This is a genomic window from Alteromonas sp. ABM1_013 (assembly GCF_056160505.1).
Map to the genome: position 1 here is coordinate 195,527 of NZ_JBSWXH010000001.1, position 18,904 is coordinate 214,430.

At 44.0% G+C, this 18,904-nt stretch carries 18 protein-coding genes and 1 pseudogene; 9 read left to right on the forward strand and 10 right to left on the reverse strand.

Translation table 11 applies throughout. The annotated features are described in order from the left end of the window. Window positions 1–13 precede the first annotated feature (13 nt). From ACXAGK_RS00885 to ACXAGK_RS00905, 5 genes are all read right to left on the reverse strand, one after another. Window positions 14–448, reverse strand: coding sequence for an energy transducer TonB (locus ACXAGK_RS00885; protein ID WP_474853476.1), 435 nt, complete (start codon window positions 446–448; stop codon window positions 14–16). A 119-nt stretch (window positions 449–567) separates the two neighbouring features. After that, a complete protein-coding gene (locus tag ACXAGK_RS00890; protein WP_474853478.1) occupies window positions 568–852 on the reverse strand; it encodes a hypothetical protein in 285 nt (94 codons plus the stop codon). Window positions 853–934: 82 nt separating this feature from the next. After that, window positions 935–1,231: a hypothetical protein gene (locus ACXAGK_RS00895; RefSeq protein ID WP_474853480.1), complete on the reverse strand. Its 297-nt coding sequence runs from the start codon at window positions 1,229–1,231 to the stop codon at window positions 935–937. Window positions 1,232–1,787: 556 nt separating this feature from the next. Then, window positions 1,788–2,015: a hypothetical protein gene (locus tag ACXAGK_RS00900; RefSeq protein WP_474853482.1), complete on the reverse strand. Its 228-nt coding sequence runs from the start codon at window positions 2,013–2,015 to the stop codon at window positions 1,788–1,790. A gap of 154 nt (window positions 2,016–2,169) precedes the next feature. Continuing rightward, a complete protein-coding gene (locus ACXAGK_RS00905; protein ID WP_474853484.1) occupies window positions 2,170–2,406 on the reverse strand; it encodes a hypothetical protein in 237 nt (78 codons plus the stop codon). Window positions 2,407–2,873: 467 nt separating this feature from the next. On the opposite strand from ACXAGK_RS00905, the gene ACXAGK_RS00910 reads away from it, so the two are divergent. The 3 genes from ACXAGK_RS00910 (at window position 2,874) to ACXAGK_RS00920 (ending at window position 4,677) form a co-directional block, all read left to right on the forward strand. Then, the gene (locus tag ACXAGK_RS00910; protein ID WP_014978218.1) at window positions 2,874–3,116 is read left to right on the forward strand and encodes a type II toxin-antitoxin system ParD family antitoxin; all 243 of its coding nucleotides are present in this window, start codon (window positions 2,874–2,876) and stop codon (window positions 3,114–3,116) included. Further along, on the forward strand, window positions 3,113–3,415 hold the full coding sequence (locus tag ACXAGK_RS00915; protein ID WP_474853486.1) for a type II toxin-antitoxin system RelE/ParE family toxin: 303 nt from the start codon (window positions 3,113–3,115) through the stop codon (window positions 3,413–3,415). Before ACXAGK_RS00910 ends, ACXAGK_RS00915 begins: the two co-directional genes overlap by 4 nt. Window positions 3,416–3,522: 107 nt before the next feature. After that, a complete protein-coding gene (locus tag ACXAGK_RS00920) occupies window positions 3,523–4,677 on the forward strand; it encodes an IS110 family RNA-guided transposase (RefSeq protein WP_474853488.1) in 1,155 nt (384 codons plus the stop codon). Window positions 4,678–5,084: 407 nt separating this feature from the next. On the opposite strand, the gene ACXAGK_RS00925 is transcribed toward ACXAGK_RS00920, so the two are convergent. Both ACXAGK_RS00925 and ACXAGK_RS00930 read right to left on the reverse strand, forming a co-directional pair. Next, window positions 5,085–5,795 (reverse strand): HNH endonuclease, encoded by a 711-nt coding sequence (locus tag ACXAGK_RS00925; RefSeq protein ID WP_474853490.1) that lies wholly within the window; start codon window positions 5,793–5,795, stop codon window positions 5,085–5,087. 166 nt (window positions 5,796–5,961) lie between these two features. After that, window positions 5,962–6,303, reverse strand: a complete 342-nt coding sequence (locus tag ACXAGK_RS00930; protein WP_156085913.1) for a hypothetical protein — start codon at window positions 6,301–6,303, stop codon at window positions 5,962–5,964. Between the two features lie 248 nt (window positions 6,304–6,551). Here ACXAGK_RS00930 and ACXAGK_RS00935 point away from each other — a divergent pair. After that, window positions 6,552–7,518, forward strand: a pseudogene (locus ACXAGK_RS00935) (integron integrase). A gap of 81 nt (window positions 7,519–7,599) precedes the next feature. Here ACXAGK_RS00935 and fadA read toward each other — a convergent pair. Together fadA and fadB are read right to left on the reverse strand one after the other, a co-directional pair. Next, window positions 7,600–8,763, reverse strand: a complete 1,164-nt coding sequence (fadA, locus tag ACXAGK_RS00940; RefSeq protein WP_024015658.1) for an acetyl-CoA C-acyltransferase FadA — start codon at window positions 8,761–8,763, stop codon at window positions 7,600–7,602. 18 nt (window positions 8,764–8,781) lie between these two features. Then, the gene (gene fadB, locus ACXAGK_RS00945) at window positions 8,782–10,932 is read right to left on the reverse strand and encodes a fatty acid oxidation complex subunit alpha FadB (RefSeq protein ID WP_474853491.1); all 2,151 of its coding nucleotides are present in this window, start codon (window positions 10,930–10,932) and stop codon (window positions 8,782–8,784) included. 495 nt (window positions 10,933–11,427) lie between these two features. Between fadB and ACXAGK_RS00950 the strand changes: the two genes are divergently transcribed. The 3 genes from ACXAGK_RS00950 (at window position 11,428) to ACXAGK_RS00960 (ending at window position 16,011) form a co-directional block, all read left to right on the forward strand. After that, a complete protein-coding gene (locus ACXAGK_RS00950) occupies window positions 11,428–13,491 on the forward strand; it encodes a transglycosylase SLT domain-containing protein (protein ID WP_474853493.1) in 2,064 nt (687 codons plus the stop codon). A 175-nt stretch (window positions 13,492–13,666) separates the two neighbouring features. Next, the gene (gene pepQ / locus ACXAGK_RS00955) at window positions 13,667–14,998 is read left to right on the forward strand and encodes a Xaa-Pro dipeptidase (RefSeq protein ID WP_474853495.1); all 1,332 of its coding nucleotides are present in this window, start codon (window positions 13,667–13,669) and stop codon (window positions 14,996–14,998) included. 296 nt (window positions 14,999–15,294) lie between these two features. Next, window positions 15,295–16,011 (forward strand): ZIP family metal transporter, encoded by a 717-nt coding sequence (locus ACXAGK_RS00960; RefSeq protein ID WP_269917156.1) that lies wholly within the window; start codon window positions 15,295–15,297, stop codon window positions 16,009–16,011. Between the two features lie 111 nt (window positions 16,012–16,122). Here ACXAGK_RS00960 and ispB read toward each other — a convergent pair whose 3' ends face one another. Further along, window positions 16,123–17,097 carry an octaprenyl diphosphate synthase gene (gene ispB, locus ACXAGK_RS00965; RefSeq protein ID WP_179982283.1) on the reverse strand — a complete coding sequence of 325 codons (975 nt, stop codon included), beginning with the start codon at window positions 17,095–17,097 and terminating at the stop codon, window positions 16,123–16,125. A gap of 1,054 nt (window positions 17,098–18,151) precedes the next feature. Between ispB and rplU the strand changes: the two genes are divergently transcribed. Both rplU and rpmA read left to right on the forward strand, forming a co-directional pair. Beyond that, window positions 18,152–18,463: a 50S ribosomal protein L21 gene (gene rplU / locus ACXAGK_RS00970; protein WP_012517169.1), complete on the forward strand. Its 312-nt coding sequence runs from the start codon at window positions 18,152–18,154 to the stop codon at window positions 18,461–18,463. A gap of 15 nt (window positions 18,464–18,478) precedes the next feature. After that, complete coding sequence (gene rpmA / locus ACXAGK_RS00975) at window positions 18,479–18,736, forward strand: 50S ribosomal protein L27 (RefSeq protein WP_012517170.1); 258 nt, start codon at window positions 18,479–18,481, stop codon at window positions 18,734–18,736. The last annotated feature ends 168 nt before the right edge of the window (window positions 18,737–18,904 follow it).

The following is an 18,904-nucleotide window of genomic DNA, read 5'->3' on the forward strand; positions in this document are numbered from 1 at the left end:
TATCCTCCAGTCGCTATTCGCAAGCCATTGCGGCTTGTTTCTTACACTTTGAAATAGATTCTGCCTCTGTATTACCACCCATGCAGAAATCTAACCTCAATAGCTTTTCTTCGCGGGTCGGAGATTTGCTTTTAGCCAATGTCCACTCCCAATCTTGAATAACTTTCGTTACCGGTTTAGAAATAACCTTTTTAGGTACTGAACTTATAAGCTCAATGCTTTCGGTCAAGCCATTTTCGTCCACTATTACCTTAAATACTCCGCAGCCAACAATGCCTTTTCTTGCTAATTCAACGGGGTAGCGTGGCATAAATTGCTTTTCTCTCAACCAAGTGGTTTCAGTAATTGTTGGCTTTAGATGTGTCAACTCCACAGAAGCATAATTAACTGCTGCGAGTGTGCCAGTAGATAAAAAATAGATGACGAAGAGTAAATTCTTATAGTTCATACAACCTTCCTTAGTGGGTTCAAAAAACATTCGCATAAAAAACTCAAATACGGCTTCTATGGACGGAGCGATGGGGCGAAGTCTAATGTAGCGTGTCAGTTTACGAAGAGACTTTATTGTTACGTGCGTGCATTGTCAGACCCACAGACAAATGTTTCTTCACCCAGATGGTAGACATTATTGATAGCTACGTATGTGCCAGAAATAACACCTGATATGGGGAGTAGTACAAGGCCACTAATTGAATAGAAGGTATTGGTATCCTCAAATCCATTAATAACTTTAAGGGTTTTGCGGTCCGACGATATCTCACACTTGTTCACTTTTGCCGTATCGGTTTCTGGAACGACTACACAAGCACTAAGCAAAGGCATGCTTAAAATTAAAAACGCGAGTAATTTCATAAAATAATTCCTTTTATCTTTCGTCGCACAGATTAGCACATATTTTCGCCTAGCCTACAAAGAGGGCGAACTAAGTTTTTTGTTATACGTGCATCATTGAGCCAACACATAAAAGTATAAAAGCGCAAAGAAAATATTTACTACTCACTGAGTTGACGCTTACATTTTGTTTGAACCAAGCCTTCACTGGCATGGTTAACATATACGGCGATAACAACAATCCGCATAATAAACATAAGACGCCCAATGTCATGGTGATAGAACCGAAGTTCAGTGTCTTAGTGTTTTGGTAAGCGACTGCTTCTATAAGAATTACGGCTGCCATAGCTACTTTTATCAAAATTGCAGCCCTTTGGACTTTAATTGCTTCGTATTCCATTGCGAATAAATCCTAATAGTACTTATAACATCCACTAAGGGGCAGTTATGTATAGATTGAAGATCTCTTAACCATCTAACATAGTGCGATGAATTGAGACTATAGGATCTTCCTTATACAGCTAATGCCCCGCAGAACTGATTTGATATGTAGCCTTCTATCCTTGAGTGTATTTTTGTTCGCAAGAAACAACCGCAGCGCATAAGCCGCTAACAACTAGAAAGCAAATAGTAGCGGAAAATGTGCCTATGCTAACAAATAAACAAGTTTCTCTGACTCTAGGGTCGACAACAAAAGCTGCGCCCCATAGTAGAACAGTAAAAAAAGAGAATATATAAGCGAAAATACCAAGAGCTCTAGCTGCGAATAAAAGAGTGGGTAGGTTTACAGTTTGTATCGTTTGGTAAGGGTAAAGTTTCATAAAAAGTCCTTCTACATAATGCAAAGCTTCATAGCCACATAGCGTTTAAATAACGGGCGTAGGCGTGTGGGGCATAATGGGGAAACCGCCCCACGAGTACATTTCCCCGCTTGCGAAACGAGTGTGTCGATTGCTTTATTTCGGTGCATTCATGAAATGACCGTTTTCTTCTACATCTTTCTTAAGAACCAAAACAATTAAAAATATTAGCGATAGGGGCGGGATAAAAGCCGTGAAAAAACCAATTACGGAGGTTACGACAGGTGTGGTGGTTTTACGCTTTCCGAGATAATAGCCAGCTACAGTCATGAGTATTGCTAAAACGATTATGATTTGACCGAAAAGTGTCGCGTTGATATTCATAAATAATTCCTTCTACTTGTGATAATTTTGGTAGCACATTACTTTCCAAAAACGGGCGCAGACTTGTGGGCTGTAATGCGAAGCAGGCCACGTATCTGCGTCCCAGCGAACGCTGTGAGCAAATTACAGCGCTTGTAATATGCCCTTTGATTCGTTACCCAGTAACTTTGCTTTGTTTTAGTTCTTGAGACTTCTCAGCGAACCCTTTGTTAACACCTTCAACAAATCCCCCTGCGGAGAGAGATAAGAAAAGACAAAATGAGCCAAGTAACATCATATTCCGGTTATTTTTCCTATAGCCGAAACTGATAAAATAAACAAAAAAGATAAAGAGAATAACTTCAAAATAAAACATCATAATTCCTTTTTTTGCAAATGATGTGATGGGCACATTACTTCATCGCCTTTTCTCGTGCTTTGATTCTTTGAGCCAAATGCGGTGGCAAAGACGAGATTACTTCTTTTTTATCACTGCTATTTTTAATGCATAAAACAATGCCGGCAATGGGAGGCAAAAATAATCCAAAGAAGAACCAGAGCCAAGCATTCCTGCCCGTCTCTTGAGCCCAGTATGCTCAAAAAATACCAAATAAGAAACTGACCATGCCCTGAGTTGCAAAATTATGTTCCATTTAAATAGGCTCCCTTTCTTAAATAATGAAAATGATTTTTGGGGTTAACCAAGAAGTACCTAACTTTTAAATAACGGGTATAGGTATGTGGGGCATAATAGCGAAGCCTTCCCAGATGTATGCGCCCCAGCGAACCTGCGAACGGCTTAATGTGATTGTTATGCGCTATTGACTTACAACGCGCAAGTACCATAATTAGGTATATATTGGTACTTGGAGAAACCAGATGGCTAAAAACACCAGCATTACCCTTGGAGACCATTTTGATGGCTTTATTGCTAGCCAAATTCAAACTGGTCGGTATGGTTCAGCAAGCGAGGTGATTCGTTCAGCTCTTCGCTTGCTAGAAACACAGGAAACCAAATTAAACACTCTGCGTCAATTACTTGTAGCAGGTGAAGAAAGCGGCGAAGCTGAATACGACCTTGAGCATCTGATATCAGAACTAGACGGTGAATTAAAAGAGTGAAACCGGTTAAGTTAACCGTACTAGCAAAATCAGATCTCAAAGATATTGCATGGTTTACTCAAAGGAAATGGGGCCGACAACAGCGTAATGTATATCTTAAACAATTCGACGATTCATTTTGGATGTTGTCAGAAAATCCTGATATTGGTAAAAGCTGCGACGAAATAAGAGATGGATACAGAAAATTTCCTCAAGGTAGCCATGTTATTTTCTACAAACAAACGGGCAGTCAGGAAATTCTGATCATAAGAATCCTTCATAAAAGTATGGATGTAAATCCTGTACGCTTTGGCGCATAGACACAATGACTCCCTGTAAAAGTGCTAGCCCCCGCATTTTCGTGGGTTAACTTTTCAGCCAGAGCCATAATTAGTTTGTTCAATACTAAATCAATTTGGAGGCTAGCATGAACAAACATAGCATGATTTTTATAGGGTTGGATACGCATAAAGAGTTTCATGAGGTTGCTTATTGTGAAGAACAGCGAGGTGCAACCCCGGTTCATTATGGGCGTATTCCCTCATCTAAGGTCAGTGTCAAAAAGCTGCTCCGCCAGTTTGAATCTAAATACCCTGGTGCAACACTTCACGTTGTTTACGAAGCAGGGCCATGTGGTTATTGGATTTATCGTCTCATTACCAGTCTTGGGCATTGTTGCTATGTAGTGGCTCCGTCTCTTATTCCCAAAAAGCCAGGAGAGCGAATTAAAACCGACCGCCGAGATGCGCTTAAACTCGTTAGGTCGCTAAAGTCTGAAGACCTTACACCCATCTATGTGCCCGAACCGGAAGATGAAGCTGTGCGGGATTTATCTCGAGCTCGAGAAGCCGCAATGAAGGATTTAAAAGAAGCAAAGTATCAACTCAAAGCCTTATTACTTCGCAACAACATACGTTATGAAGGCACTGCCAACTGGTCGAAGAAGCATCTGCGCTGGCTCACCGAACTTATTTTACCTCATCCAGCCCAGCAAATTGTCTTGCAGGAACAACTGCAAACCATTGAGGAACGTATCCTGCGACTGGAAAGGCTCGACAATGAGTTAACCCACCATGTACATCAATGGCGTTATTATCCAGTAGTGAAAGCCGTTCAGGCGATGCGAGGCGTTCGATTGCTCGTTGCTGTTGGTGTGGTGGCAGAGCTCGGTGATTTACACCGCTTCGACCATCCCAGAAAGCTCATGGCTTATCTGGGCTTAGTTCCCAGTGAACAATCATCAGGTGGAAAGCGACAATTAGGCGCCATTACTAAAGCGGGAAATGGAAGAGAAAGGCGTTTACTGATTGAAGGTGCACACAGCTATCGTTATCCGGCCAATGTCTCTACCGAATTACAGTTAAGGCAGGAAGGCTTACCTAAAGACATCGTTGATATTGCCTGGAAAGCGCAATTGCGTTTGTGCAAACGCTATCAGCGCATGAGTAAAAAGGGAAAACACTACAACTTAATCATTACCGCAATAGCTAGAGAAATGGCGGCATACATCTGGGCTATTGCAAAGGAAGTGGTACTTACACCGGTTAACCCAAAACTAAGACTGAGCCGAGTACCTGCATGATAAACGAGTTTGAGCTAACGCATTCGGATCAGGCCGCGGAATGTGGCACAACCTACGAGGGCGTTATGATGGCAATCACTTAATCGTGATTGACCCACGAGCATAGACTGATGAGAAGGTGCTACGGCGGAACACGTAAGGTCAGCTCTGCTTATTTAATGAATAAGTAATCTACGAATACCAGCATACCAACCGACGACATTACTGCCTCATCCGGTGCGTTAGCTCATTTATTTTAATTGAGAAACAAAGCTAATTATGGACTGAAAGAATGTCAGGGATGCACTCGCTCAGGGTTGACAAAGGGAGTCATACCAACGCCCGCATAAATGGCGCATAAAAGCTTGGCTATACTAAGCGAAGAATGAGCGCAGCCAAGCTTTTTGCGTCCACCCTTAATGCGTTTGTTATGTGCTTTTTTTACGAAGGATCTCTTTCAGTTGCTCGATCAGTAATGGTGGCTGCGTTTTATGAAGCATTGCATGACAATTAGGGCATACGGGTACCAAATCTTTGGTTGGATTTAACTTGTACTCTTTCTTAATATCAGACAGGGGCACCAGATGATGGACGTGGATGAACTCTTTACCCAATTCACCATATTTTTCTTCAAAGTCAAATTCACAAACTTGGCAAGAATAACCATATTTAGCTATACACTTACGTCTAGCCTCAGAGTTTCTTTCATAAATATTCACAGAAACTTTTTTTGTAGCACCTTCCTTGTAAATCTCTGGATATTGCACCTCTTCGGGGGGTAAAGCAATGCGCTCAGGTGTAGCTACGTACCAATTTGAACTCACGTTAAAGACACGCTTAACCGTTAGTTCTGGTTTGAAGGATTTGATTTGAGGTTTGCCATCTTCAGTTTGAGCATATTCCATCGGGAAAGTTTTTAATAAATAACCTTCTTCCTCAACTAAACGGATGTGCTCTCGGGACTGCTTACTTCCAGGGCCATTCCAGTCTTCACTAAAAATTAACCCGTCAGCGTTAGCGTCCCACTCCCCGAAAATGATGAATTTTTCTTCTACATTGATGAATGACCAACTCCATTGCCAATTAGCACACGTTGCACCAACAGATTCAATAAACTTCTTTCGACTAATTTTTGCCATGCTGGAAACTCCTTATTGCCGACAAAAGCACATAACTTTTAAATAAGGGGCGCAGGCATGTGGGGCATAATGGCGAAGCCGCCCCGCATGTATGCGTCCCAGCGAACGCAGTGAGTGACTTGATTTTTTTGTTATGTGCGTCCCTAAAATTACCTAGAATTTGCATTTAATCTGATACTCCTTTTCTCCAGTTTTCCATTTTGCTGACTAAACCTGGATAGCGCCAGTCCATGATATAGATAAAAGGCGATAAAAAAAGAACAACCAAACCCAATAACAACAAAGATTCTCTAATAGAGCTGATACCCAATTGGTTAATTTTGGTTTGAATAATAGATAGGAAGAGCAGCATGCCGAAAATAAAAGGTAGCATTAAAAGATAATGCTTAATCAAATTAGAAACTGTTCTTTGTTTAGCTATATGGCGAGTTTGAAGCCTGCAATGAAACTCTACAGTTAACGCATTTAGGATAGTTGCAATTACTGCTATTAAGGCTAATTCAAACAATTAAAATATCCATATCGTAGAAGCACATAACAATTTAGTGTAAGGAAAAAATCCTTTATGCAAGGCGGATAATTTCCATATATCACATTTATAGTTTTCTTACTTTCGCACGTAAATACCCTTTCATCAATAACCTACACTTAGTATCTGAAAATACTGCACTTAAGTACGGAATCTTTCCTTTTTATTTTACGGTCGCATCAAAAACCGTAATTCTGTATTTATTTACAGTAATTAAAATCAAAAAAATGAAATCAATGTTCATGCAAATGGTGATAGAGCATATGCACAACCGTCGCTATGCGAAGCGTTCGATTGAACTCTATAGTAAATGGATAATTAGCTTTATTCGCTTCAACAACAATAGGCACCCATCTGAAATGGGAGACCAAGAAGTTGAAGTGTTTCTGTCTCACCTAGTTAACGCTAAAAACGTAGCTCCAGCTACTCAGGCTAGCGCGCTAAATGCACTGGCGTTCTTGTATCGCGATATATTAGAACGTCCACTTTCTTGCGAACTCAACTTTGTTTTAAGTCGTCGGCAAGCCAAGCTTCCAGTTGCATTAACGCAGGAAGAGGTCGTTTCTCTTTTCGAGCAAATCCCTGCCAACTTAAAATTGCCCATATCTTTACTTTACGGAAGTGGGCTGCGACTAATGGAAGCGGTTAGACTACGAGTTAAAGATATTGATTTTGACTACAACGCTATTCGCATATGGGATGGGAAAGGCGGTAAGCATCGCATTGTAACCTTGGCTGCGGAACTAAAACCGGGTCTTACACGACAAATCGCTATGGTAGAAAGCTTCTTGGCGGCTGATTTAGAAAATCCTAAATACGCAGGCGTTTATCTACCTCACCGATTACGTTTGAAATACAAAAACGCGCCCAGAGAGTTAGGATGGCAGTATTTATTTCCATCTTCTATTGTCTGTCGATCCTGAAAACAAAAAAGTGCGAAGGCATCATATTGATGAATCGAATATACAAAAAGCAATTCGAAACACGGCTAAAACCTGCGACATCAAGAAAAAAGTAACGCCTCACACGCTGCGCCACTCTTTTGCAACGCACTTACTGCAATCAGGGGCTGATATTAGAACGGTGCAAACACAGTTAGGGCATTCAGATGTGAAAACTACGCAAATTTACACCCACGTGCTTCAGCAAGGTGCGCAGGGTGTGGTAAGTCCTTTATCTCGTGTTTTGAAGTAATCTGAAGGGTAATTAAAACCAACAAAAAAGGGCCCGAAGGCCCTTTTCAAAATTTAGCTTTAAACGCTCTTATATAAACGCTTATACGCGCTCAAATACGGTAGCGATACCTTGGCCTAAACCAATACACATAGTCGCTAAACCTAGGCTTACGTCTTGCGATTCCATTAGGTTGATAAGCGTACCCGAGATACGTGAACCAGAACAACCTAGTGGGTGACCAAGTGCAATCGCACCACCGTTAAGGTTAATCTTAGTATCTAGGTGGTCCATCCAACCTAGTTGCTTAATGCACGATAGTGCCTGCGCCGCGAACGCTTCGTTAAACTCAGCAAGTTCAATATCGTCCATAGTAAGGCCAGCACGCTTAAGGGCTTTCTGTGTTGCTGGAACTGGACCGTAGCCCATAATTGCCGCATCACAACCAGCCACAGCCATTGCGCGAATTTTCGCACGTGGCGTTAGGCCAAGCTCTTTCGCACGGTCTGCCGACATAAGCAGCATACCAGATGCTCCGTCAGACAGCGCAGAAGACGTACCCGCAGTAACGGTTCCGTTTACTGGGTCAAACACTGGGCGAAGCGCCGCCATGCTCTCAGCTGTGCTTTCTGGGCGTACTACTTCATCGTAGTCAATTAGCTTTAATACGCCGTTTGCATCGTGACCTTCAACAGGCACAATCTCGTTAGCCCAGCGGCCTTCAAGGTGTGCTTTGTGCGCTAGCTGGTGTGAGCGCGCACCAAATGCATCTTGTTGCTCACGAGTAATACCGTTTTGGCGGCCAAGCAGCTCAGCTGTCATACCCATCATACCCGACGCTTTTGCTGTGTATTTAGCAAGGCCTGGGTGGAAGTCGATGTTGTAGTTCATCGGTACGTGACCCATGTGTTCAACACCACCAATCATGTAAATGTCACCACGGCCGCTCATGATACCGCTTGTTGCATCGTGAAGGGCCTGCATTGATGAACCACATAAACGGTTAACCGTTACCGCGCCTGTTGTGCGTGGAATTTGTGTGAGTAGTTGCGCGTTACGTGCAACGTTGAAGCCTTGTTCTTTAGTTTGCTGAACACAGCCCCAAATGATGTCTTCAATTTCCGCTGGGTTTACGCCAGGGTTACGCTCTAGTAGCGCGGTCATTAGCGCTGCAGATAGGTCTTCTGCACGCACATTTCTGAAAACACCGTTTTTTGAACGACCCATAGGGGTACGTACGCAATCGATTACGACCACTTCTTTCATTAGATTTTCCTCCGGGTCTTATGCGAAATAGGATTTACCAGCAGCGGCCATTTCACGAACGCCATCTGAAATCTGATAAATTGGACCAAGTTCAGCGTACTTATCTGCCATAGCAACAAAGTTCGCCAAGCCAATGGTTTCAATCCAACGGAAAATACCACCGCGGAATGGAGGGAAACCTAAGCCGTAAAGTAGCGCCATATCTGCTTCAGCTGCGCTATCTACAATGCCTTCTTCCAGGCAGCGAATTGCTTCGTTTGCCATAGGGATCATAAGGCGTGCAATAATGTCGTCAGCTTCAAAGTCTGTCTTCTCAGCTACGTGTGGCGCCATTAGTGCGTATGCTTCTTCAGCAGGTGTTTTCTTAGGCTTACCGCGCTTATCAACACCGTAGTTGTAGAAACCTTTACCGTTCTTCTGACCTAAACGCTCTTCTTTGTAGAACAAGGTTACAGGGTCGTTGTCTAGGCGAGCCATACGCTCTGGAATACCCGCAGCCATTACATCTGCTGCGTGATCGCCAGTGTCGATACCTACAACGTCCATTAGGTACGCTGGGCCCATAGGCCAGCCGAAGATTTTTTCCATTACTTTATCAACTGCAACAAAGTCTGCGCCGTCGATAAGTAGCTTACTGAAGCCGGCAAAGTATGGGAACAATACGCGGTTTACCAAGAACCCTGGGCAGTCGTTAACCACAATAGGGGTTTTACCCATTTTAAGGGTTGCCGCTACTACTGCATTGATGGTTTCTTCAGAGGTTTTTTCGCCACGAATAATTTCAACAAGCGGCATGCGGTGCACTGGGTTAAAGAAGTGCATACCACAGAAGCGTTCTGGCTTGTCTAGGCTTTCAGCTAGCTGGTTAATAGAGATAGTTGAAGTGTTTGAACAGATAATAGCGTCATCTGCTACATTGTCTTCTACTTCTTTAAGTACAATACCTTTTACCTTCGGGTTTTCTACAACCGCTTCAATGACAAGGTCTGCATCTTTAAGTGTGCTGTACTCAAGGGTAGGCGTAATAGCGTTAAGTGTTTGCGCCATTTTAGTCGCGTCTACTTTACCGCGCTGCATACCTTTGCCAAGAATTTTCGCTGCTTCTGAAAGGCCAAGGTCTAGTGCACCTTGATTAATGTCTTTCATGATTACCGGCGTGCCTTTCACAGCGCTTTGGTATGCAATACCGCCACCCATGATGCCCGCACCTAGTACAGCGTTAAGCTTAGACTGCTTAGTGGCTGCTTTCGCCTGCTTTTTACCTTTGCCTTTAACTAGCTGGTCGGCTAGGAAAATACCAATTTGCGCTTTCGCTGCGTCGGTTTTCGCAAGGGCTACAAAGCCTTCGTTCTCAAGCTTAAGTGCACCTTCACGGTCTAGGCCCGCTGCTTTTTGAACAGTCTCAACCATTTTGTGAGGAGCTGGGTAATGTTTGCCAGCTTGTGCAAATACCATAGCTTGAGCAGTAGAGAAACTCATCATGGCTTCGTTTTTGTTTAACTGTAGCGGGGCTTTCTTAACTGCACGACGTGCTTGCCAATCAAACTTACCGTCAGCGGCGTCTTTCACCATTGAAAGCGCGCCTTCAACTAGCGCCTCTGGTGCTACAACTGCATCAACTGCACCTTCAGCAAGGGCTTTCGCGCCTTTTCTGTCGCGGCCAGTGGTCATCCACTCAAGGGCATTGTCTGCACCAATAAGGCGAGGTAGACGAACCGTACCACCAAAACCAGGCATAAGGCCTAGCTTAACTTCTGGCAAACCAATTGAAGCGGTGGTGTCAGCAATACGCATGTCACACGCCAATGCCATCTCACAGCCACCACCTAGCGCGAAGCCGTTAACTGCAGCAATGGTAGGGAAAGGTAGGTCTTCGAAGCGGTCGAATACTTGTGACGTATTGGCAACCCACTGTAGTACTTCGGCATCGTCCATAGCGAAAAGGCCAGTGAACTCAGTGATATCAGCACCTACGATAAATGCAGGTTTTGCACTGCGTACTACTAAGCCTTTTACATCGCCTTTAGCAAGTAGGGCTTGAGTTGCTTCATCAAGTTCGCTCACGGTTTGGCGGTCGAACTTGTTTACTGAACCTTCGGCGTCGAATACCAGCTCAGCAAAGCCGTCATCTAACAGGCTGACGGAAAGACTTTTGCCTGTGTATATCATTATCATCTCCTTCGGCATTGGCCAGGATGTTAGTGAAGTAATCCAACTAATTTGTAGGGTCGTATGCATTCACTAACGCGTTAGGGTGGCTAGATTCTTTACAAAGCCACACAAAATTTCAACAAAAAATCAAACAAGCGTTTCAATTTGTCTAAGGTAGTGGTCCGATGACTTAAATTCAAGTCTAAATATCGAATTCACACTTCATTTCGGTATTGGTGGTTGTATAATGAGCGTTATTGGCCCAAAGCGCCAATCCAGCAAAAGAATAATCTACAATCATGTCAACTATGTTTGTAAAGCATAGCTAACGACAGCTGGCACAACATCTTCTTTGGCACGGAGCCAGGCTGAAATTTTCCCTTTGTTTATAAAACAAATGTAGTGGGTCAGTCGTAATGCTGCTTTATCAGCAACATTTTACAATCAGCTCGATTAGGCAAAGTTGCCAGCGCTCATAAGCGTTCGAGTGTAGAGCAGGGTAGGAGTTCTATTGTGTCTGGTTTTAATTTTAGTTCGAGGTTAGGTCAGCGCTCGCTGACAAAAAACAATAAATTACTCGCCACGCTAGTGGGGGCGCTAGTTTGCTCGCTTTCTTCAGTTTTTTCTATCAGCGCATGGGCTGCACAGCCGTTAACGCTACCCAATGATATTTTCGAAAGCGATCGTGCCCGCTATTTAGAAGTTGAAAAGAAGCTACTTACTTACTCGAAACACCGCCTTCAACACCTTGATAACGACATTTATGAGTTAGCGCATTATCCACTTTATCCGTACCTGCTACGGCTTAAACTAGAGCGCACCATGTCAATCAAAACAAAGCGCGAAGTTAGTCAGTTTTTGGACGACTTTAACGGTCAGCCAGTAAGCTACGGGGTGCGCTACAAGTGGCTCAACTACTTAGCTAAAAAAGATTACCGCAGCACCTTTCTAGAAAATTATCGCCCCGGTATGGGCGCGCGGCTTACCTGTGTTGCGCTTAATTACCGTTTAAAAGAAGGTGAAAGCGAACAAGATATTCTCCATGAAGTGGATGCGCTTTGGCTTCATGGTCAGTCCCAGCCTGACGAATGCGATCCGCTTTTTGCGAAGTGGAAAAAAGCAGGCATGATGACGCCAGACATGGTGATAAAACGCATTGAAATTGCGGCAAAAGAAGACAACCGAAGTATTATCTCTTACCTAAAACGCCAACTTCCCAGCGATAAGCAATACATTGCAGACGCATGGTTATCGGTAACCCGCGACACCAGCCGCGTTAATAAAACCGCGCTTTTCCCACTTAAAAATACTTCGTATGAAGCTGAGGTAATAGTGTGGGCAATAGAAAAACTAGCCTGGCGAAACCCTGATTTAGCGGGCAAGGTATTTAACCGCTACAACGATAAGATCGTGTTTTCCAAAGCCCAGCAACACGTTATGCGAAGAGCAATAGCGCTTAGCTACACACTAGACCGCCTTCCCCAAGCCCATCAGTGGCTAGAACTAGCTGATGTTAACGGCGCCAGTGATGATGTAAAGCTATGGCACGTTTCTCATTTGTTGCGCATGAAGAAATGGCAGGAGGTGATTGATGTTATTGATAACGCCCCGGTTAACCTGCAGCAAGAAGAAAATTTCCGTTACTGGAAAGCTCGTGCCTTAGAAGCGCTTGGTCAAACTATGCAGGCAACTGTGTTGTATAAAGAACTTGCGCAAGAGCGACATTATTATGGCTTTATGGCCAGTGCACATGTAGGCGAAATTCCATCGCTTGCGCATACGCCAGCGCCAAGAGACACGGCAGCTATAGCCAGTGTAGCGAAAACCCCCGCTACCATGCGCGCTGTAGAATTTTTCAGGTTAGACAGAACCACAGAAGCGCGCCGTGAGTGGTTCTATTTACTGTCACATTTACCCAAATCAAAAGTAACCGATGCGGGCATTTTGGCGTACGAGTGGGGTTTATACGACCAAGCAATTACCAGCTTCGCAAGAAGCGGCTATTGGGACGATGTTGAGCGCCGGTTCCCACTAGCGTTTAGCGATGTATTTAGCGAAAAATCGCAGGCCTATAGCATTTCGAAGTCACTGGCTATGGCTATTGCACGTCGCGAAAGCTCGTTTAGAAGTGACGCTATCTCGCCTGTTGGAGCGGCAGGTTTAATGCAGCTAATGCCAGGAACAGCGCGTTACGTGGCAAAAGAGAAAGTAAGTAGAAACAAGCTGTTTAAAGTCGATGACAACGTTGATTATGGTGTGCAGTACCTTCGTTACTTAATGGACAAGCTCAATAATAACCCGGTGCTGGTTTCTGCCTCTTACAACGCGGGATGGCGTAAAGTGTTGGAATGGCTGCCTGCTGATGAAGCGCTTCCGGTCGATATCTGGATTGAGAATATCCCTTATAAAGAAACTCGCGCCTACGTAAAAGCGGTAATGGCGTACCAGCATATCTACGACCACCAGTTAGGTGGAAACGAGAATATCTTCCCTCAACTTACCCAAGATATGATCCCATCGGCTGATGCGGTCAGTACACATCCGGTAACAGGCACACTGCAACTAGCGCCACGATAGCGATGTAAGGGGGGCGTACCCAGGTACACAGGGTTTACCTTGTGCGGCGGCGAGCTCTAGCGACTTACCGTAAACCACAGCGCAATGGTCGGGGTCAGCATGCACGTCATGTTGGCCTCGTGATACACTAGTGGCTAATGTGTTCCATCTAACGACTAAAAAGATAAGAGGGGCTATGTCGCAACATAAAGCAACCTACCAACAGCATATCGAAGAGCTTCAAGCTCGTACTCGCGAAGCATTACAGCGAGAAGGACTTGACGGGCTAGTGATTCACTCGGGGCAGGGCAAGCGCCTTTTCTTAGACGATAATCACTACCCATTCAAGGTAAACCCGCAGTTCAAAGCATGGGTGCCAGTTATTGATAACCCTAACTGTTGGCTGGTGGTGAACGGTGTAGACAAGCCTACGCTTATTTTCTATCGTCCCGAAGACTTCTGGCATAAGGTGCCGCCAGAGCCAAATGATTTCTGGACTGACAGCTTCGACATTAAATTGCTTCAACAGGCCGATGCAGTAGAGAAATTCCTGCCTTATGACAAAAGCCGTTTGGCTTATGTAGGCGAATATATTGAAGTGGCAAAAGCGCTGGGCTTTGATAACGTAAACCCAGACCGCGTGTTACATTATTTGCACTATCAACGTGCTTATAAAACCGATTACGAGCTAGATTGTATGCGCGAAGCTAACAAGTTAGCGGTAGCAGGTCATAAGGCCGCTGAGCAAGCCTTCCGTGAAGGAAAAAGCGAGTTTGATATTAACCTTGCTTATGCAACGGCAAGCCGACAAGGCGATAACGATGTGCCTTACACCAGTATTGTGGCACTTAACGAGCATGCTTCAATTCTTCACTATATGCAGTGCGATACAGTAGCGCCAAAAGAATCACGTTCTTTTCTGATTGATGCAGGTGCGAATTATCATGGCTATGCGGCAGATATTACGCGTACTTATGCTCAAGACGGTGTTCAGAACTCAGCAATGTTCCGCGACCTTATTCAGGCGGTAGATAAGGTAACGCTGACCTTGGTTGATTCGTTGAAACCTGGCGTAGCTTACACAGACATTCACTTGCTAGCCCATGACGGCATTGCACAAATTCTTCACGATACCGGCATGGTGAATTTAACGCCGCCAGAAATCGTAGAAATGGGGATTACGCGCACGTTCTTCCCACACGGCATTGGTCACTTCTTAGGCCTTCAGGTGCACGACGTAGGTGGACTTGTAAACGACGATCGCGGTACGCCTAAGCCTGCTCCTGACGATCATCCATTCTTGCGCTGTACGCGTATGGTTGAAGCCCGTCAGGTTTTCACTATTGAACCTGGCTTGTACTTCATCGAAAGCTTGCTTCGAGACCTAAAAGCGACGCCTGCGTCTAAATACATTAACTGGGATACAATTGATGCATACAAGCCGTTTGGCGGTATTCGTATTGAAGACAATATTATTGTGCATCGCGATAAGAACGAGAATATGACTCGAGATTTAGATTTAAATTAATCGGGCTTTTTTGAGCATAGCTAATAGCTAACACAACCCATCATCATGAATGCAAAGAGCAGCCTTAGGCTGCTCTTTTTTGTTACGCGTTTAGAAAAAGGCTCTGAAATTTAAATTATTCTGGCAATCTGAAACGGAACAGCCATTCCTGCATTCCCACGCTTCGCTATGAAGCTTGCGAGCGCCTTCTGAATGGGCAATTATCTATGCGGATTGGAATTACTTGTAAACCAATGGTGCTGTGTGAAGTAATTAATAAATAAACATGTACTGACAAAAGCGAGAAAGGAGTCTTTATGTCACAAGGCGATATTGTAGGTTTATTGGTAATGGCAACGGTAGCTGGCCTTGCCATGCCCGCGGGCGCTATTTTAGCGACGTACCAAGGTATTCAACCTAAGTGGTTAGAAAAAGAGTTACGTCACGGCATTTTAGCACTTGGGGCAGGGGCGCTTATTTCGGCGGTAGGTCTTGTGCTTGTGCCAGAAGGGATAAAAGACGTATCGGTATTTGCTGCCATATTGTGTTTTATTGGTGGCGCCTTAGCTTTTATGGCCCTTGATATTTATTTAGCGAAAAAGAAAACCGCAGGCAGCCAGTTAGCCGCTATGCTCAGTGACTTTGTGCCAGAGTCTATCGCCCTTGGTACCACGGCAGCTTTAGGCGGAGGTACCATGCTATTAGGCCTATTGATTGCGGTTCAAAATTTACCTGAAGGGTTTAACGCCTACAGAGAGATGTTGCCCAAAAACAAACAGCGCAGCAATAAACTTATTGTTATCTTTGTTCTGATGGCGTTACTCGGGCCCTTATTCAGTTTGCTAGGCTTTTACTACTTAGCCCAGTTCCCAGTGGTCATGAGTGGGATTATGCTGTTTGCTGCGGGTGGTATTCTTTATTCAGTGTTCCAGGATATAGCACCGCAAATCCGTATGGAAAACCATTGGCTACCACCCCTAGGCGGTATTCTTGGCTTCTTAGTAGGGCTTGTAGGTTTTATGCTTGAAGGTTAGCGTTTCAATAAGTAGTTAGTTTTAGTAATTGGTTAACGCCAATAAAAAAGGCGTGTTGCTTACAACACGCCTACTCATATCACTTATCGACAATTGTTTATTTATCGCTAGTTAGCTCGTACGCTCAATTGAAATATGCGCCAGCGCAATAAGCGCTTCTTTGTATTCAGAATCTTCTACAGCATTTAGACTATCAATGGCCATTTGCACTTCTTTTTGGGCACATTCTCGTGTGTAGTCCAAAGCGCCGGTTTCTTCCATAATACCTTGAATACGGGTTAAATGTGGCAGGCCATTGCTTTGCTCAATGGCTTCTTGAATGAGTGCTTTATCGTCATCATTCTTTGCGTGCCACATAGCGTACAGTAATGGCAGGGTAGGTTTACCCTCAGCTAAGTCATCACCGGCATTTTTACCCATTTCTTCGCTGTCAGCCATGTAGTCAAGAATATCATCAGCAAGCTGAAAGGCTGTGCCTAAGTGCTTACCATATTCTTGCATAGCATGTTCAATATGCTCGTTTTGGTCAGTTAAAACAGCCGCTAACTGTGTTGCTGCTTCAAACAGACGGGCCGTTTTACCGTAGATAACGTCAAAGTAGCGCGCTTCGGTAGTGCTGGCATCGTTACAATTCATCAACTGCAACACTTCGCCTTCTGCTATTTGGTTCGTGGCTTCCGACAATATTTCCATAACGCGCATGCGTTTTAGGCTTACCATCATTTGGAAAGAGCGGGTGTAAAGAAAGTCACCTACTAATACCGAGGCCTGATTACCAAAGATAGCATTCGCAGTCTCCCGACCTCTGCGCATGGTCGACTCGTCAACCACATCGTCGTGCAACAGTGTCGCGGTATGAATGAATTCTACAATGGCTGCAAGGGTGTGATGGTCGTTGTTACCTATGCCCATTGCCCGCGCACTTAACACGGTAAGTAGGGGGCGTAAGCGTTTGCCGCCACTGTTTACAATATAAAAGCCAAGCTGATTAATAAGCGCAACATCAGAATCGACTTGTTGTTGAATCAGCTGGTTAACCGCCTGCATATCATCATTAGACAGGGCGCGGATTTGATCTATATCCATAGGCATGGCAATAAATACTTACTCTTACGTCTTGGGCAATGGTTGCTGGCGATTGTACCTTAATCATTTGTACTATCCACCAAATTGTCTTAAAAAATGACGGCTTAACGTATTTACGTGTAATTTCTTAATTACGCTTAAACTCGTTTTAGAAATTGCATAAAAGCATTTTTCATCAGAGTTTCTCAATTCTTTGGAATATTGTTTTTCCAATAGTATCTAATTTACAGTATTCGCTTACTTGAGCCTTGCCCATTAATACTTCCGTATACAATTTCTTATAATTATAGGCACTCTTAATTGTTTTTCCTTCCAAAGGGCGATTTTTTAACATTTTATGTTTGAATAGCAATACGCTCCACTGGTTACTAAAACGAGCAATTAAGCGAGCTATTTAGCCGAGCAATTAAACCGGATGATCGTTTACGTAAATTCATGGATCCTGTATCAAGCAAAAGGGGAGCGTAACGATCTAAACTTGCGATCCAATAGGTAATCGGAAAGTAAAACTACAAAAAGTAGCACTATGACCTACTAGCGAGTAGGGACACAATTCATCTCGTAAGAAACAATCTTTTATCCTTTAACCGATTGTGCCGATCTATTCGGGATCTCGTTTGGGCGATCGCAAATAGCCTCTATTGGATCGTTAAATTTTTCCTAGATCGCTAATGGCTTCTTTGACCGCTAATGGCTTAATCAGATCGCCAGTTGCTTTCGCGGATCGCTAGCGGCTCAAGTCCAACCGCCAGCGGCCTTTATCAATTCGCTGTAGTTATGCTCGCACTTTTCGCCAAAATTTTTGGAAATAGGCTAGGTTTCCATAGTTAGCGATCCTACTTTTCTGCTGATTTCTCGAAATAATTTGTGAAATTTTAATAGTTTCTGAGCATTTGAAGCTGCATCAAATAAGCAATTGAGGCATAATTCGCCCCATGTTGGAAAAATAATCATTTTTTCTGCGAATCGGGCTTGTGATTTACGGATGTTTCACGTACAATTCGCGCCCTGTTTTTTGAATTGAAGCGTCAGTGGACGCAGAGCGGAGTTAACTATGTACGCGGTTTTCCAAAGTGGCGGTAAACAACACCGTGTGGCCGAAGGCCAAACCGTTCGTCTTGAAAAAATCGAAGTAGCCCCAGGCGAAACGGTTGAATTTGACAAAGTTTTAATGGTAAGCAACGGTGACGACGTAAAAATCGGCACACCAATCGTTGCTGGTGGTAAGGTGACTGCTGAGGTTGTTACACACGGTCGTGGCGATAAAGTAAAAATCGTTAAGTTCCGTCGTCGTAAGCACTCTCGTAAGCAAGCGGGTCACCGTCAGTGGTTCACAGAAGTGAAAATCACTGGTATCAACGCATAATAGGAGCACGAACACATGGCACACAAAAAAGCTGGTGGTAGTACCAAAAACGGTCGTGATTCAGAGAGTAAACGCCTAGGTGTTAAGCGCTTTGGTGGCGAATCTGTTCTTGCTGGTAACATCATTGTTCGTCAACGTGGTACTCGTTTCCACGCTGGTGACAACATGGGTATCGGTAAAGACCACACGTTGTTTGCACTAAAAGACGGTAAAGTTCAGTTCGACGTTAAAGGACCGAAGAACCGTAAATTTGTAAGCATCGTAGCTGAGTAAGCGCGAAAGCTTCTCGCCGAACAGGCTTAGAAAAACCCCGCGCAAGCGGGGTTTTTTGTTTTGTGAAACCTTTCTTTCTTTTACTGTTCTTATTTGTAGCGTGTAAATTCTAGAACGAATTAACGCTAGGCAAGGTTTTACTTCTCGTTTTTTAGAATGCTGACCAGA